The sequence below is a fragment of the Limosilactobacillus reuteri subsp. reuteri genome, assembly GCF_000016825.1.
Taxonomy (GTDB): Bacteria; Bacillota; Bacilli; order Lactobacillales; family Lactobacillaceae; genus Limosilactobacillus; species Limosilactobacillus reuteri.
The window spans coordinates 210568-225786 of the sequence record NC_009513.1; the positions used below are offsets into that span (position 1 = coordinate 210568).

Below are 15219 nucleotides of genomic sequence, written 5' to 3' on the forward strand. Positions count from 1 at the left end.
AGTCCCAACTGCAGTCAGAACTTGTATATTAAAGAAAAACGTATTAGATAAATATTGTACATTATTGATCATAAAGAATGTGCTATCGAAATAAAACGTTTTACTGATTTACAAAAAGTTTTGATTGAGGAGAGATTATAATGAAAGCTGCACATTTAGTAGAACACCCCAAAAAAGTAAATGAAAAGAAACCAGTTATTCAAGAGACCAAGTTTATCGACATCTTAAGCAAGGTTGCAACAGTTGTAGCTATTTTGATGTATGTATCTTACATTTCACAGATTAAGAATAATTTGGCCGGAAATTACGGTGCTCCTTTACAACCATTAGTGGCAGCGCTTAACTGTACGTTATGGTGTATTTATGCTTACTTCAAGCAGCAACGTGATTGGCCAGTCTTCTGGGCAAATTTCCCTGGTATTATCTTTGGCTTAATCACTTTTATCACATGTTTACACTAGGAAAAATAGGATTGCGAGAAAACAAAATTTTCTCCAGTCCTATTTTTTATATGCTAACTCTCAACTCTATGATATAATTAATCGAACATATGTTTAGGAGGAGTAGAGATGCCAAAAGATGGGATGTCGGTAGTTCGCTTTAGTTCTTTTGCACCGGTGACAGAGATGATTTTACAGTCGTTGCCAGCCGAGAAGGACAAAGAAGACCAGAAAGCGCCAGCCATTAAAAACTTTGATCAATTACGTCAACGATTAAATAGTCAAGCGCGATTTCTTATTTTAGACCTTGAGTTTTTTCAGGATCAGCAGAAGCATCGAAATGGCGTTGCTCAGATTGCGGGGAAGATGTTTGAAACACAAAACAGCTTTAATTACTACCTCTATGCCCAGAATATGTCTGCTGAGCGACAATTGGCCTTTTTGCGACAATATGACCTCCGCCTTTCAGAAGTAAACGGATATGAGGTTAGACAGACTTTTAACCGGATTTTTCATTTCATTGCGGTAGAGCGGCCTGACTATATTGTGAGCTGGGATAATGGAACTGACTTTGAATCATTGAATTATGAAGCAAATCGATTAAAAATTAGGAAAGAGGACCGTCCCTGGCGCACGATTCAGTCGTTAGATCTGGAAAAGCTAGTCGCTAAAGAAGTATGGAAAAGTAAAAGTGGGATCAGTTTGGAAAAGATGTGTCGTTTATTGCATCTTCCCCGGGTTAAATATCATCAAGCCCAAAATGATGTGATAGCGATTGAACAAATCTTGAAATTTTATGCTCGTGATTTAGAACGTGAATTAAATTGCCGCTGATCGTTACCAAAATTTAAAATTTAGTTCATGATTTATCCCGATTGACTTTTTATAATTAGTAACAATTGAAAGAAGGTGAACGAGATAAATTTCATTTTTCGACTGCTTAAGCGGATATTTATAATAGGACTTTTAGTAGGTGGAGGATGGCTTTATTTCAACGATGCACGGGTTCAAGCAACGGCGAACCAAACTGCATGGAACGTTCGTGACCGTATTGCTAAGTTAATTGGCAGGGACGATACAAATTCAAACGATAATTCTAATCTGCACTTAAACGATGCAAATAATGGTTCTTCCAAAAACGAACAAGGACCAACGACAGAACAACAAACAAGTACACAAACTTCAATTCCATCTACTGGGCGATGGGCGACTAATCAAGCAACAGTCTATGTAAATACAAATAATGCTCAACTTGACGCAGCTACTAATACCGCAATCCAAAACTGGAATCAAACGGGGGCATTTACATTTAAACCAGTAAACAATCAAAGTAAAGCTGATATTGTTGTAACGACGATGAACCGTTCTGATTCAAATGCTGCTGGATTAACGAAGACATCCTCTAATTCATTGACAAGAAGATTTATGCATGCGACGGTGTACTTAAATACATATTATTTAACTGATCCAAGTTATGGCTATAGTCAGGAACGAATTGTTAATACAGCCGAACACGAACTGGGCCACGCAATTGGACTCGATCATACCAATGCTGTTTCGGTAATGCAGCCTGCTGGATCATTCTATACGATCCAACCAGATGATGTGCAAGCAGTCCAAAAACTATATGCTAATAATAAATAAAAATGGGACTGTGACATAAGTTAAGTTATTTTCATAAAAAGCAAATACGCAGTACAACAATGGCCTCTAACGTCCGGCAAAACCGAACGTTAGAGGCCTATTGTTGCTTGCGGGGGCTCCCAGAGGCTAGCTTCGCGTCGAAAAACGAAGTCACAAGTGACTTCTGTCTCGCTCCCATTCTATTTAGTCTGTCATTTTCCGTGCTTTTAGTGCCCATAGGATAGAGACAGTATCAATTACTTCCTGTAACATGGCGCCGAAAAAGGCCGGAATGATTCCGGTGCTAGCAACAAGCATTAGGATGGTACAGATTGCGATTCCGATTAGGACCGCCTGTTTTGCAATCCGCAGAGTTTCCTGAGAAATGCTAACGGCTTTTGCGACTCGCGAAAGGTCATCTTTTAGGATAACAACGGCAGCGGATTCACTAGCAGCAGTTGATCCGTGAGCTCCCATCGCAATTCCAACATCAGCTGTCACAAGAGAAGGTGCGTCGTTTACGCCGTCACCAACCATGAAAACAGGATGTTCATTTGTTGGAATAGCTTTAAGTGCATTGATTTTATCTTGGGGAAGAAGGTCGGCTTTAACCTGCGTGATCCCTACTTGTTGGGCAACTTTATCTGCAATAACAGCTTGGTCTCCCGTTAACATTAATAGATTGGTAACCCCAAGCTTTTTTAACTGGTTCATTGTTTGCTTTGCTTCAGGACGAATATGATCGGTAAAAGTAATTGCACCATAGTATTGCCCATCGACGCTCACATAGATAGCCGTTGATGCTAACATCTGGTTAAGATTTTCTGGTGATACGAATTTTAATTTTCCTACTTTAACTTCCCGTCCATCAACAGTTGCTAAAATTCCTTTACCGGTTATTTCTGTAAGTTGATCGACAGGTGATAAGGAAACATTATACGCAGTGGCGTAAGAAAGCAGTGAGCGTGCTAGGATATGTGATGATTGTTGTTCAGCGCTTACGGCGTAATGGAGGAGCTGAGTTGAGTCAATTTTTCCTGTCGGCAAGATTTTATCAACAGTCAATTGACCACTTGTAATAGTTCCTGTTTTATCAAATGCACCAGTTTTAGCAACCGCTAGTTTTTCCAGTACGCTCCCTGTCTTGACCACAATTCCGTTTCGTGAAGCCCGACTCATTCCAGAAACCATTGCCACTGGAGCTGCGAGAATTAACGGACATGGTGAAGCAACAACGAGAACCTCCGCAAATCGTTCGGGACGGCCAGAAAGCACCCATGCGAGTGAAGAGATAATAATGGCAATAATCGTAAATGGAACAGCATATCGGTCGGCTAATCGAACAAAGTGGGCAGGGGTGGATTCAGCCTCCTTAACCAATTTAACGAGTTGCTGATATTGACTATCTTTGGCTAGCTTGGTGACCTGTAAAGTGATGGCATTATCACCATTAACAGATCCAGACATCACTTCATCACCGGTTGTTTTGGAAACTGGCCGTGATTCACCAGTTAATGAAGACTCATCAAATAAACCTTCGCCGATTTTAATGATTCCATCGACTGGTACTAATTCTCCAGGCTTAACGATAAGCTGGTCACCAACTTTGACATCGTTAACTGGGATGTCGCTGGTTTTGCCATTGGTGATTAAATGCGCCGTTTGTGGTGAGTTATTAAGTAATGCTTTTAATTCGGTGCTTGCTTTTTTGGCAGCATAATCTTCTAAGGCATCTCCTCCGGTTAACATTACAAGAATAACCATCGCTGCCCAGTATTCGCTAACAGCTAGCGTTGCGACGACAGCCATAATGGCAAGCAGATCAACGCCATATTTACCACTACGGATAGTTTTTATCATGCCAATAAACATTGAAAAAGCAACAATTGCGCCGACGACAGTAACTAGAATTTGAGCAAAAAGTTGTAAATGAAATCCAAATTGGAGCACGACTGCGATTGCTGCAATTACTAGGATAATGATTAATTTTTGTTTATTAGATAGTTTTTTCATAATACCCCCGCTTAGTCCTCATACTTTCTACAATTTAATTATAGGATTTTTATGCAATGATATAATAAAAAATTAGAAATATTAAGGAAACTGGTGAAAAAGAATGCAAAATGGACAATCTTATCAACGTATTTTTGTAGTGATAATTGATTCATTAGGGATTGGAGCAACGGCTGATGCCAATCATTTTGAGAGTTTAGGGGCTGACACGCTAGGACACCTTGGGGAACATTTTCGCGTACGGCTACAACTACCGACTTTTCAGAAAATGGGTCTTGGCAACTTGCACCCGATTATGGGGATGCCTTCGCTTGAAAATCTTCACGCTGTTTATGGTCAAATGAGTTCAATTTCAACGGGTCTGAGTGATCGGGAGAGCCAGTGGGAGATGATGGGCTTGGCAACGACCGCTGAACCTGACGTTTTTATTGATGGTGTGCCGTTGGAAATAGCGATTAATTTTGCGCGAAAAGCAAAGCGCCCTCTTTTAAGCAATTCCTTAATGAATATCCGTACTGCGTTGAAAGATTATGGCCTTGAACAATTGACAACAGGTGGTCTGCTAGTAGCGACGGCTAGTTCTTCGAGTGTTTGGTTAATTGCGCATGAACAGACTATTTCAGTTGGCGAATTAAAAGAAGATTGTCAGATTTTGCGAAAAATGTTGGATAATTCCCCATATACTATCGAAAATGTGAATGGTCTTCTTTTTAGCGGGAACCAGGCGGCTAATTTTTATCCCCAAGAACTTTATAAATTTCCTTTAGCTCCAGCAAGTCCAACGGTTATTGATTGTCTCTTGGAAGAGGGTTATGCTGTGAAGTTAATCGGGAAAAGTACCCAGTTCTTTGGTTTGGACCATAATGAAATAACCGGGAATAATCAAGAGAGCTTTGTTCAGTTGAAAGAACTGATCGAGAAAAAGTTTACGGGTGTTTGTATAGCAGAAGTGGGGGAGATAGAGCAATTTGGTAAAGCGCGTAATCCTGAAGGCTTTGGAACGGAATTGATGCGAATTGACCACGAACTTACAAAAATTATCGATAAACTACAAGATGATGATTTACTGATTGTGACAGGGAACTTTGGGAATGACCCTACTTATCCTGGCGAAAAACATACTCGTGAATATGTGCCGTTACTTGTAACATCACCACAGATAAAACCAAATATTTCGCTCGGTGGCAGAAGTTTTAGCGATATTGGGGCAACAATTCTTGATAATTATGATTTAGGAGATAAGTTGCCAGTTGGTAATAGTTTTTTAAGAGAATTATTTTCTGCATATTGATAAAAGAGGATGGAAAAATTCTGATTTTCCGTCCTCTTTTATTGTGACTATATTAACGATGAAATTTATAGTAAATAGCAATTCCCATAATCAAAAGAAGGACAAGGGCAGCAAGACGCGGGTTTGTTTTAAATAACTCGTGCATTGCATGAATTTGTCCAATACCAAGGGGAAGAGTAAACATAGAAAAGACACCCTTTCAAAATTTACTTAAGAGCTTAGTAGTTTTTTATAAGGAATTCTTTCATATCTGTTGGTTGATGTCCAGTGATATGCGCAAAGTCGTCAGTAACTTGGTCCATCAAGCCCATTGCAGCTGCTTGGTACATAGAAGCGAGTTCGTTTCCGTCACCCTCAGCAGCGTAAATTTCAGCAAATCTTTTTACGGTAACGGGGTCATAACCAATTTCTTCACCCGTAACATTAGTCATAATATAACTAAGTTCTGACATTGTATAATTTTTGCTCATGGTAAGGAGATAATTTTGTCCCTTGTCTCGCAAGTATGGCTTGACTGCTACATTGGCGATGGCTTCAGCACTATCTTGGCGGGAAATAAAACTCATTGCCTGGTCACCAACCGGGTAAATGATGTTGTGGCGTTCAATTAATTCTGGAAGGTAAGGGACTAGTGGGTCTGCATACAATGAATTCTTAACAACAGCGTATTTAAGGCCGGAACTGGCAAGCCGTGCTGGTAAGTATGCATAGTAACCAGCCATTTGGAAAGGATTGTTATATTGATCTGCAATAAAACTAACATCGACTAAATTATGAACGTCAGCCTTAAATATTGCGGTTAATGAATTCTCAAATTCGTCAATTCGATCCTTAACTAAGTAGGTGATGCTTGGAATGTAGATAACAACATCGATTCCGCTAAAGGCTGCCGTCATCTTAGCAACGTCATGATAGTCAATTGCGGCAATTTCATATCCGGCATCTTTAAATTGAGAAACTTTGGCGGGATTGTGAACACCGACGCGGATGTTATCTGGGGATGTAAGTTTGCTTAATTGCTTAACAACGTGTTGACCAAGGTGCCCGGTTGCACCAGTAACCATATACTTCATTATTAGTTCCCTCTTTCTTTTTTGGCATCTTTTATTGCTTGCTTAACGCGAATAGTGTCGATGACATCTTGTAAACTGGTTTTTGCAAGTTTGGCTTTCGCGGCTGTTTCTGCTTGTTGGTAAAAGCCATCAAGCGTCTCTTGGATATTCCCGCCAACGATGCATTGGGGATTTGTTCGTTCATCAATTGTAAATAGATGAGCATCCCCTTCGATCGCAAGAAAAATATCATAGAGTGAGATATTTTCGGGTGATTTTGCAAGGGCTGGATCAGCTGCACCATGGACGGTATTGATTAAGCCAGCTTTATTGAGCGCGCTCATCAAACGTCGGACGACAACTGGCGAAGTTTCAATGCTGCTAGCGATATTATTACTTGTTAATGGAATAGTTCCTTGATAAATATTAATGAAAGCAAGAATATGAATGCTATCACTAAAACGGGTTGAAATTTTTATATTATCATTCCTTTAATTATGATTGTAATTTATGGAGTTACATGATGTCAAGGGGTTGAATTTATCATTGCCTTGACAATTTTTTTCTTAGATATAGTATTAGTTTATTGATTGAAACTTTTTTAGTTACAAGTTAGGAGAAAATAAATGAGATTTAAGAAAATCGTTGCTCTTTCATTATTAAGCATTGCTGGGTTGCTAGCAGGAACTATTACGCCGGCAGTAGCAAGTGCTGCCAGCAATAAACCAATTATTGTGGGTTCAAAAAATGTTTCAGAAAGTAAGACTGTCAGTGAAATTTACGCGCTTGCACTTGAACATGAGGGTTATAAGGTTACTCGGAAACCCAATATTTCAAATAATGTGATTTTTAGTGCAACACAAAAAGGCGAAGTTGATGTTTATCCTGATTATACGGGAACAATTGTAGAGGCGTACCTTAAAAAGAAGGGGACCGGCAAGAGTGCTAGTCAAATGGCTAAATTAGCACACGATGGTATTCAAAAAGACGGTTTGACGACATTTAAATACGCCCCGGGTGATAATCGCCAAGGTGTTGCAATGCCAACTAAGGACGCAAAGAAGTACCACATTACCAATTTAAGTGAACTGCAAAAGAATGCAAAGAAGATTAACTTTGCTTCACAGGGTGAGTTCGAAAAACGTGCTGATGCCCTTCCGGAAATGAATAAGGTTTATGGTAAATTTGATTTTAAGTCAATTAAGGATTATGACGTAAATTTACTCTACAAGATTATGGAACAAGGGAAAGCACAAGCAGCTCCGGTTTCAACAACTGATGGTCAATTAGCAACTGGCAAGTTTACTTTACTAAAGGATAATAAGAATATTTGGCCACCATATAATTTAGTGCCAGTAGTAAATAAAAAAGCTGCTAAAAGTCATCCAAAAATGGAGCAAGCCTTAAATAAAGTTGATGCGAAGTTAACAACTAAGCAATTAACAGATCTAAACAAAAAAGTTAATGTCGACGGGCAAAATTATAAGACTGTTGCTAAAAATTGGTATAATCAAAATATGAAATAAGTGCCAAAGGGGCAGATAGCTAGTTTTTTTATTGCTAGATATTTGCTCCTTCGTTATAGGTAATAGATGGGGAGTGGTAGCTTGCTAGAGCAAATAATTCAGTATTTTCAAACAAATAGCGGCCAATATTGGCAATATGTTGGTCAGCATATAATTCTGACTGTTGTAACGCTCGTGATTTCAATGATCATTGCATTGCCATTAGGATATATTGGTTCGCGAATAAAACCAGTTGCTCAATTTTGTGTGATGTTTGCGCAATTGTTGCGAATTATTCCTAGTTTGGCATTGCTGTTTTTATTAATTCCATTTATTGGAACGGGGGTTGTCCCTGCATTAATTGCTTTAATTGTTTTAGCGCTTCCGCCGTTGCTAATCAATACAATTCTTGGTTTTAATGAAGTGAGTCCACTATATAAGGAAGTTGGGATAGCCCTAGGGATGGATCAGCGTCAGTTGCGCCGGCAAATAGAAATTCCCCTGGCGTTGCCCTATATTTTAAACGGAATAAAACTAGCATTGGTTGAAATCATTGCTAGTGCAACCTTAGCTACTTATATTGGTGCTGGTGGATTGGGAACCCTAATATTTACCGGCTTAGGCTTATACGATATGAGTTATGTAGTGATTGGCGCAGTAAGCGTTGCTATTTTATCCTTGCTGGCAATGATTAGCTTTGATTTTTTAATTAGAAAGGTACAAAAGCATGACAGAACCAATTATTCAATTTAAGCATGTTGAGAAGCGTTTTAACGATCAAACAGTGATTCCTGATCTCAATTTCACAGTCAACAAGGGTGAATTTATAACAATTCTTGGTTCATCTGGCTCAGGGAAAACTACTACCTTGAAAATGATCAACGGGCTGATAACGCCAAGCGCTGGTGAAATATTAATTGATGGACAAAAACTTCGAGACCTTGATCTGGTAAAATTGCGTCGGCACATGGGATATGTTGTCCAACAGATCGGATTATTCCCTCATATGACGATTGGACAAAATATTGCAGTTGTGCCCAAAATGCTGCATTGGGATAAGAAAGAGATTAATAATCGTGTTAAAGAATTACTAAGTCTTGTTCAACTAAATCCCGCTGAATATATGAATCGCTATCCTCAACAATTATCTGGGGGCCAACAACAACGCGTAGGAGTGGCAAGAGCTTTAGCGACTAATCCACCGTATGTATTATTTGATGAACCTTTTGGCGCGCTGGATGCCTTAACAAGAATGGAATTGCAACGAGAAGTGAAAAAGATTCATGAATCATTGGCAGAAAAGACTTTTATGTTTGTAACCCATGATATTAACGAAGCCTTATTTTTAGGCCAGCGAGTGATGATCATGCATGAAGGACGCATCGTTCAATTTGCTACGCCAGAAGAAATTGTTCGCCATCCAGCAACGGAATTTGTTGAGCAGCTTTTAGGAACGATTCGCCAAAATCAAGATTTGTGGAGGCAACAATATGAGTGAGTATTGGAATGAGAATTGGCCGATAATGCTTGATGATGTCCAGCAACATGCAACGATGGTTCTTTCTTCATTAGCAATTGCCTTAGTGATTGCAGTTGTAATAATCTTATTATTCTTACGGCGTGAAAAGTGGCTTAATAGTTTGATCTATTTCTTTTCACTCTTATATTCAATTCCAAGTTTTGCATTTTTTGCCTTACTCTTGCCGATTTCTGGATTAGGAATGAAGACTGCAATTATTGTTTTAACGATCTACTCTGAATATGTTTTATTACGTTCCTTTATTACGGGAATCCGTGGCGTTGATCCACAATTAATCGAAGTTGGTGTGGGGATGGGGATGACATCTCGACAGGTTTTTCGCCAAATTCAATTGCCACAAGCATTACCGGCAATTTTTAGTGGAATCCAAGTGGCCCTAGCTTCGACAATGGCAATGGCAACTATTGCGGCAACGATTAATGCCGGTGGACTGGGGCAATTATTGTTTGAAGGACTGCAGGGCCAACAGGTAGTGCCGATTTTGTGGGGAACAGTTTTAACAATGGCTTTGACATTAATTTGCGCAGGAATTGTTCAATTGATTTCGTGGATGTTGTTGCATCGGTGGAAAGGAGTATTAAATAACTGAGCAGGAAATTAGTAGTATTCACTGAGAATTCGTATAATCAAAATAGGTAACGAAAACGAGGAGGATGCTGAATGGATAAAAATGAATTAAAGAAATTAACGCCAATGCAATATGCTGTGACTCAAATGGGAGTTACGGAAAAGCCATATAGTGGTAAATATGATCGATTTGATGAACCGGGTATTTATGTTGACGTTGTTAGTGGGGAACCATTATTCTCATCATTAGATAAATACGATGCAGGATGTGGTTGGCCGGCATTTACTAAACCAATTAAGAAGCGTGTCCTTACCGAAAAACGTGATCAATCATTTGGGATGGAACGAACCGAGGTAAGAAGTAAGGAAGCTGATTCACATCTAGGGCATGTCTTTACTGATGGTCCAACTGATCGCGGAGGATTGCGCTATTGCATCAATTCAGCCGCTTTGCAGTTTATTCCGGTTGATAAATTGCAAGAAAAAGGCTATGGAGAATATTTAAGTTTGTTTGATAAATAGCTAAAAATCGAGAATGGGAGAAAATTTTGTTTTTTCCCATTCTCGATTTTGATTTTAAATTATTTATTTTTCTTCTAACATTGCGTCATAAAGTGAGGGACGACCACCTAATAAGCGATTAACGTAATAGGCGACTAAAGTAATTAAAGTCATTGGTAAAATTTGTTCAACTGAACCCACCATTTCAGTTACTAATAAAATTGCTGTAAATGGTAATCCTTCTGCCCCGCCAAAATATGCAGCCATTGAAATTATAATGACGTTGACATAACAACTAGCTGGGATTATTCCCATATGGATAAGAATGGTTCCAGTCAATGCGCCAACAACGGTTCCTAAAACGAATAATGGCATGAAAATACCACCTGGAACTGTAGCACCATACGCAATCATTGTGCCACCAAAACGAAGGATAAAATAAACTAATAAAATTGCGACCATTGCTTGCCAATTCGTTGAAAGTGACATATTAGTGACATATTTAATAAAATCGTGACTACCACCAAGAATATAAGGGTTCCATAATCCAACAGGAATAACTAATAATAGTGGAATAATGCTATGAAATTCTTTGGGGATAAATGTGATTTTGCTGTACCACCAGGTGAGGTTGAGGGCAGCAAATTGAAAACAGTATGCTAAGAAACCAATAGCAACCCCCGCGATGATTAACCATGGATAAGATGCAACAGGCAATTTGGTTGTGATTGGAATATATAAGCAGGGCTTAATGCCAAAAAACAAAAAAGTAATAAATGCAGAAACAATGGAAGAAGTTAAAGCGGGAATCCAAATTCGGGAATTGAAATTATGCGTCATTTCTTCTAGTAAAAACATTGTTCCTGCTAAAGGAGCGCTGAAAGCAGCAGATAACCCGGCCGCAACGCCACATTCCATTAATAAATATTTATCTTTATCTGTGAGGTGAAAAAATTTTTCGTTAAAGCAAGCTCCAATACAAGCACCAATTTGGATACTTGGTCCTTCACGTCCTAAGAAAAGTCCAGGACAGATAGTGAGCAAACTAGCGACAAACTTTCGCCATAATACAGGCCACCAATGGATCCGGTGTCTTCCTAGCAAAACAGCTTTTAATTGTGTAACCCCGGAACGAACAACGTCCTCTTCATAGGGCTTTACAATTTTTCCAATTAACCATGCAACGATAAATGTACCTAATACATAAGGAATCAAAACTAAGGGATGTTTTCCCATAAAAGGATAGATAATAGTAAGTAAAGTCAGCGTATGATCGATAATCCAGCGAAAGACTCCGATTACAAGACCAGTTACTATCCCAATAGCAATACTAACGCCAAGGTAACGCGAAACAATGGAGGTGAATGGTTTTCCTAAAATGTCCCGTGCCCGTTTGTGATATAAGGTATTTTCATTTTTCACAAATACTGCCTCCAATACGGTGTTTTCCCTATATTAGCATAAAAAGAGAGTGAACAATAACAGTCTGCGAGAGATAAGTATTGTTCACTCTTATTTTCTATGAGCTTTTTAATAAAATCTATGTTGGTGTTTACCACCCACAAATAAACTTATAATTGAAGCTAATAAAATTGCGGAAAAACTTACAACAGCGATTACGTTACTCAATAATGACATCATGGTAAACACCCTTTCTTAATAAAATTGACATCGCTTTCATCGACTACATTTTAACATTAGTTGGCTATAATTGATTAAAAAGCATCTCTTATTTTACTAATTTAGGGTATTCATTTAAACATCTTGCTTATTCTTTGAAGAAATCACGAATAATTTGCTTATAAGCTTTAATTGTAGCGACGTAACTGGAAATAGTTGTATATTCATCATTTTGATGAGCCGCATTCCAATCATCACAACCTAAAATTACAACCGGAAGATCTGGCCGATTTAATGTAAATACACTCGCATCTGTTGCACCATTGATAATATCGAGTTTGATATCATTTGGATAATTGCGCTGAGCAGCATTGAGGGCGATTTGGACAAAATCATTATTAGGTTCTGTTGCAATGGGATAGAAATCTTGAATAATTTTTAGTTCTAATTGGAAGGGAGTTGTGTGATTAATGTATTCAAGCGCATCGTTTAATCGATCTGCAACTTTAATATTATTAAATGCTGCCGTGGGACGAATGTTGCCATGTAAACTAGCGCTGTCGGGGATGGTATTAACTTGTGACCCGCCATCAATAACTGTAATACTATGCTGCACTTTACCGAGATACTGATCATCCTTGCTATTATCAAAAAGGTGTTTTTCTTCTTCGATAAACTTTAGCAACCCTTCAATTGCATTAATACCGTTTTGCGGATGTGAACTATGACAAGACTTTCCATAGCTAGTAACACGATAGTTCATACTTCCTGAGTGAGCAAAAATAACGTTTCCGCCAGTTGGTTCACCGACTACTAATGCATCAAGATCATCGGCAACTCCTTGTTTTTGTAATCGATAGGCACCAGGAGTACCAAGTTCTTCTCCGGCGGTAGCAATAAATCTAACCGTTCCTGATGGCAGTTGACCAGCTTCTTTTAATTCGATTAAGACGATGGCTTGAGCAGCCAGACCGCTTTTCATGTCAGCGGCTCCCCGACCGAAAACATAATCACCGTTAATTTCACCGCCAAAGGGATCATGTTGCCAGCGATCTGGATTAGGTACTGCCACAGTGTCTTGGTGCCCAGTAAGTCCAAGAATTTTTTTGCTTTCACCAGTTCCGATTTCCGCGATCAAATTTGCACGGCGGTCACCAAATTCATCAACTTTTGAATCAATTCCGTGACTTGATAAAAGTTTTTGTAAGTAGTGGGCTACTTCAACTTCATTTCCATTGACAGAATGGATTTTTATTAAATCTTGCAGTACTTTGACTTTTTCACTGACTTCCATAATAATCCCTCCTATATGTTAACGGTCTTGGTGGTTAAGCTTCTTGGCTAAAATATCGCCAACTACTTGAATGATTAAAACAAATAAAAGAACAAGAATCGTGGCGACAAGGGTTACGTCGTTGTTAAAGCGGTCGTAACCGTATGAAATAGCAGTATTACCTAAACCACCAGCACCAATTGCACCAGCCATTGCAGTAAGGCTAACTAAACTAATTAATGTAACGGTGGAGACACGGACAAGTTCAGAACGAGCTTCGCGGAGGTAAACGTCAATAATGATATCCCAGTTAGTAGCCCCAATAGCTTGGGCAGCTTCAATTTTACCGTGATCAACACTTTCAAGCGCAACTTGAACTTGACGAGCATAGAAAGCAAATACACCTAATGAAAGTGGCACTAATGCGGCGGTTGTTCCAATCTGTGTTCCAACAATCAATTGGGTGAAGGGGGCAATGAAGGCCAACAAAATGATAAATGGAATTGCCCGGAAAACAGATACGACTTTATCAACGATACTAAAAACAATTCGATTTTCTAAAATTCCACCGGGCTCAGTAACCACAAGCGCAACTCCGAAGATTAATCCTAAAATTCCGCCGAAGATAGCAGGCCAGAAAGTCATGTAGATAGTTTGCACGATTGAAGTGCCCCAACCGTTGTCACCACCCCAACCAAGTTGAATTACATTTGGTATAAGATTATTCATTCCAAATCCTCCGATCATCAATCTTTGTGACAGTAACATCGTTTTCTTTTAAGAAGTCAATAGCTTGTTGACGCTTATCAGCATCGCCCTTGATAACCACAAACAGGGTACCGACTGGTGAACCGGCCAAGACTTCAATGTTTCCATAAAGCATACTTGCTTCAACTTGCAGCTTCTTATATAACTCGATAATGATTGATTTAGTCACGTTATTTGCATCGTAGACCAATTGCAGCAATTCTTCATCATCGTCAAGGTGGCCCAGGTCAAATGCTTTAAGGGTATCGATTGCGGCTAAGGAACCTCCCACAAATTGACGGGTTAAGTCCTGTTGTGGTTGGAGGAACACCTTCTGCAAGGTGCCGCGCTCAATGATTTGTCCATATTCCATGACAGCAATCTTATTAGCTACTCGTTTAACAGCGTCCATTTCATGAGTAATGAGGACAATCGTTAAATCTAATTTTTCGTTGAGCCGTTTAAGAAGGTCCAAAATCTGATTAGTGTTTTGGGGATCAAGAGCCGAAGTAGCCTCATCAGAAATTAGGATTTCAGGATCATTAGCTAATGCCCGGGCAATGGAAACCCGTTGTTGTTCACCACCAGATAATTGAACAGGGTAGAATTCAGCCTTATCCTTTAAGCCAACTAAGTCTAAAAGTTCAAGTGCCTTCTTCTCTTTTGCGTCATCATCCATGTCAGTATGTTTAAGAGCGAAAAGGACATTTTCAATTACTGAAGTTTCATTTAATAAATTGAAGTGTTGAAAAATCATGCCAATTTTTCGGCGCTTTTCTTGTAACTCTTTATTACTAATTTGCTGTTGATGGTCTTTGAAAAAAACAGTGCCATTAACTGTTACTGATCCCGCAGTAGGAAGTTGTAGGAGGTTGATGGTTCGAACTAATGTTGATTTACCAGCTCCAGAATAACCAACAATCCCATAAATATCGCCTTTTTCTACTTTTAAGGTAACATCCTTAACGGCATGAACAACCTGTTTTCGTTGCTTAAAAGTTACGCTAATGTTGTCTAAGTCAATGATCGGGTTCGCCATATTAATCC

The 15219-nt window shown here is 39.1% G+C and carries 16 protein-coding genes; 9 read left to right on the plus strand and 7 right to left on the minus strand.

The window, feature by feature from the left end:
- The first annotated feature begins 140 nt into the window (after nt 1–140).
- From LREU_RS00910 to LREU_RS00920, 3 genes are all read left to right on the plus strand, one after another.
- A complete protein-coding gene (locus LREU_RS00910; RefSeq protein WP_003667139.1) occupies nt 141–461 on the plus strand; it encodes a membrane protein in 321 nt (106 codons plus the stop codon).
- A 108-nt stretch (nt 462–569) separates the two neighbouring features.
- Nucleotides 570–1274, plus strand: a complete 705-nt coding sequence (locus tag LREU_RS00915) for a hypothetical protein (RefSeq protein WP_003667140.1) — start codon at nt 570–572, stop codon at nt 1272–1274.
- 75 nt (nt 1275–1349) lie between these two features.
- Nucleotides 1350–2084, plus strand: a complete 735-nt coding sequence (locus LREU_RS00920) for a M57 family metalloprotease (protein WP_003667142.1) — start codon at nt 1350–1352, stop codon at nt 2082–2084.
- A gap of 183 nt (nt 2085–2267) precedes the next feature.
- Here LREU_RS00920 and LREU_RS00925 read toward each other — a convergent pair whose 3' ends face one another.
- Complete coding sequence (locus tag LREU_RS00925) at nt 2268–4076, minus strand: heavy metal translocating P-type ATPase (RefSeq protein WP_003667144.1); 1809 nt, start codon at nt 4074–4076, stop codon at nt 2268–2270.
- Between the two features lie 103 nt (nt 4077–4179).
- On the opposite strand from LREU_RS00925, the gene LREU_RS00930 reads away from it, so the two are divergent.
- The gene (locus LREU_RS00930) at nt 4180–5367 is read left to right on the plus strand and encodes a phosphopentomutase (RefSeq protein WP_003667146.1); all 1188 of its coding nucleotides are present in this window, start codon (nt 4180–4182) and stop codon (nt 5365–5367) included.
- Between the two features lie 218 nt (nt 5368–5585).
- On the opposite strand, the gene LREU_RS10145 is transcribed toward LREU_RS00930, so the two are convergent.
- Nucleotides 5586–6440 carry an NmrA family NAD(P)-binding protein gene (locus tag LREU_RS10145; protein WP_003667149.1) on the minus strand — a complete coding sequence of 285 codons (855 nt, stop codon included), beginning with the start codon at nt 6438–6440 and terminating at the stop codon, nt 5586–5588.
- Nucleotides 6441–6442: 2 nt separating this feature from the next.
- Nucleotides 6443–6898 carry an Rrf2 family transcriptional regulator gene (locus tag LREU_RS00940; RefSeq protein ID WP_035164406.1) on the minus strand — a complete coding sequence of 152 codons (456 nt, stop codon included), beginning with the start codon at nt 6896–6898 and terminating at the stop codon, nt 6443–6445.
- A 147-nt stretch (nt 6899–7045) separates the two neighbouring features.
- Here LREU_RS00940 and LREU_RS00945 point away from each other — a divergent pair, with 147 nt between their 5' ends.
- The 5 genes from LREU_RS00945 to msrB all read left to right on the plus strand — a co-directional run bounded on the left by LREU_RS00945 (nt 7046) and on the right by msrB (nt 10553).
- Nucleotides 7046–7945 (plus strand): glycine betaine ABC transporter substrate-binding protein, encoded by a 900-nt coding sequence (locus LREU_RS00945; RefSeq protein WP_003667152.1) that lies wholly within the window; start codon nt 7046–7048, stop codon nt 7943–7945.
- 66 nt (nt 7946–8011) lie between these two features.
- Nucleotides 8012–8677 carry an ABC transporter permease gene (locus tag LREU_RS00950; protein ID WP_003667153.1) on the plus strand — a complete coding sequence of 222 codons (666 nt, stop codon included), beginning with the start codon at nt 8012–8014 and terminating at the stop codon, nt 8675–8677.
- Complete coding sequence (locus LREU_RS00955) at nt 8652–9422, plus strand: ABC transporter ATP-binding protein (RefSeq protein WP_003667154.1); 771 nt, start codon at nt 8652–8654, stop codon at nt 9420–9422. The genes LREU_RS00950 and LREU_RS00955 overlap by 26 nt, the downstream gene beginning before the upstream one ends.
- Nucleotides 9415–10053, plus strand: a complete 639-nt coding sequence (locus LREU_RS00960; RefSeq protein ID WP_003667156.1) for an ABC transporter permease — start codon at nt 9415–9417, stop codon at nt 10051–10053. Before LREU_RS00955 ends, LREU_RS00960 begins: the two co-directional genes overlap by 8 nt.
- 71 nt (nt 10054–10124) lie before the next feature.
- Nucleotides 10125–10553, plus strand: a complete 429-nt coding sequence (gene msrB / locus LREU_RS00965; protein ID WP_003665495.1) for a peptide-methionine (R)-S-oxide reductase MsrB — start codon at nt 10125–10127, stop codon at nt 10551–10553.
- A gap of 63 nt (nt 10554–10616) precedes the next feature.
- Here the strand turns inward: msrB and LREU_RS00970 are convergent, their stop codons facing one another.
- From LREU_RS00970 to LREU_RS00985, 4 genes are all read right to left on the minus strand, one after another.
- Nucleotides 10617–11954 (minus strand): ClC family H(+)/Cl(-) exchange transporter, encoded by a 1338-nt coding sequence (locus tag LREU_RS00970; protein ID WP_011953378.1) that lies wholly within the window; start codon nt 11952–11954, stop codon nt 10617–10619.
- Nucleotides 11955–12300: 346 nt separating this feature from the next.
- The gene (locus LREU_RS00975) at nt 12301–13446 is read right to left on the minus strand and encodes an ArgE/DapE family deacylase (protein WP_003667161.1); all 1146 of its coding nucleotides are present in this window, start codon (nt 13444–13446) and stop codon (nt 12301–12303) included.
- Between the two features lie 18 nt (nt 13447–13464).
- A complete protein-coding gene (locus tag LREU_RS00980; RefSeq protein WP_003667163.1) occupies nt 13465–14172 on the minus strand; it encodes a methionine ABC transporter permease in 708 nt (235 codons plus the stop codon).
- A complete protein-coding gene (locus tag LREU_RS00985; RefSeq protein WP_003667164.1) occupies nt 14147–15211 on the minus strand; it encodes a methionine ABC transporter ATP-binding protein in 1065 nt (354 codons plus the stop codon). Before LREU_RS00985 ends, LREU_RS00980 begins: the two co-directional genes overlap by 26 nt.
- Nucleotides 15212–15219: the final 8 nt, after the last annotated feature.

What these genes read in the sequence shown, in the direction of transcription:
- LREU_RS00975 (WP_003667161.1), bottom strand. Translation starts at nt 13,446, where the DNA reads ATGGAAGTCAGTGAAAAAGTCAAAGTACTGCAAGATTTAATAAAAATC.
- LREU_RS10145 (WP_003667149.1), bottom strand. Translation starts at nt 6,440, where the DNA reads ATGAAGTATATGGTTACTGGTGCAACCGGGCACCTTGGTCAACACGTT.
- LREU_RS00925 (WP_003667144.1), bottom strand. Translation starts at nt 4,076, where the DNA reads ATGAAAAAACTATCTAATAAACAAAAATTAATCATTATCCTAGTAATT.
- LREU_RS00910 (WP_003667139.1), top strand. Translation starts at nt 141, where the DNA reads ATGAAAGCTGCACATTTAGTAGAACACCCCAAAAAAGTAAATGAAAAG.
- LREU_RS00980 (WP_003667163.1), bottom strand. Translation starts at nt 14,172, where the DNA reads ATGATCGGAGGATTTGGAATGAATAATCTTATACCAAATGTAATTCAA.
- LREU_RS00945 (WP_003667152.1), top strand. Translation starts at nt 7,046, where the DNA reads ATGAGATTTAAGAAAATCGTTGCTCTTTCATTATTAAGCATTGCTGGG.
- LREU_RS00960 (WP_003667156.1), top strand. Translation starts at nt 9,415, where the DNA reads ATGAGTGAGTATTGGAATGAGAATTGGCCGATAATGCTTGATGATGTC.
- msrB (WP_003665495.1), top strand. Translation starts at nt 10,125, where the DNA reads ATGGATAAAAATGAATTAAAGAAATTAACGCCAATGCAATATGCTGTG.
- LREU_RS00950 (WP_003667153.1), top strand. Translation starts at nt 8,012, where the DNA reads ATGGGGAGTGGTAGCTTGCTAGAGCAAATAATTCAGTATTTTCAAACA.
- LREU_RS00915 (WP_003667140.1), top strand. Translation starts at nt 570, where the DNA reads ATGCCAAAAGATGGGATGTCGGTAGTTCGCTTTAGTTCTTTTGCACCG.
- LREU_RS00985 (WP_003667164.1), bottom strand. Translation starts at nt 15,211, where the DNA reads ATGGCGAACCCGATCATTGACTTAGACAACATTAGCGTAACTTTTAAG.
- LREU_RS00930 (WP_003667146.1), top strand. Translation starts at nt 4,180, where the DNA reads ATGCAAAATGGACAATCTTATCAACGTATTTTTGTAGTGATAATTGAT.
- LREU_RS00955 (WP_003667154.1), top strand. Translation starts at nt 8,652, where the DNA reads ATGACAGAACCAATTATTCAATTTAAGCATGTTGAGAAGCGTTTTAAC.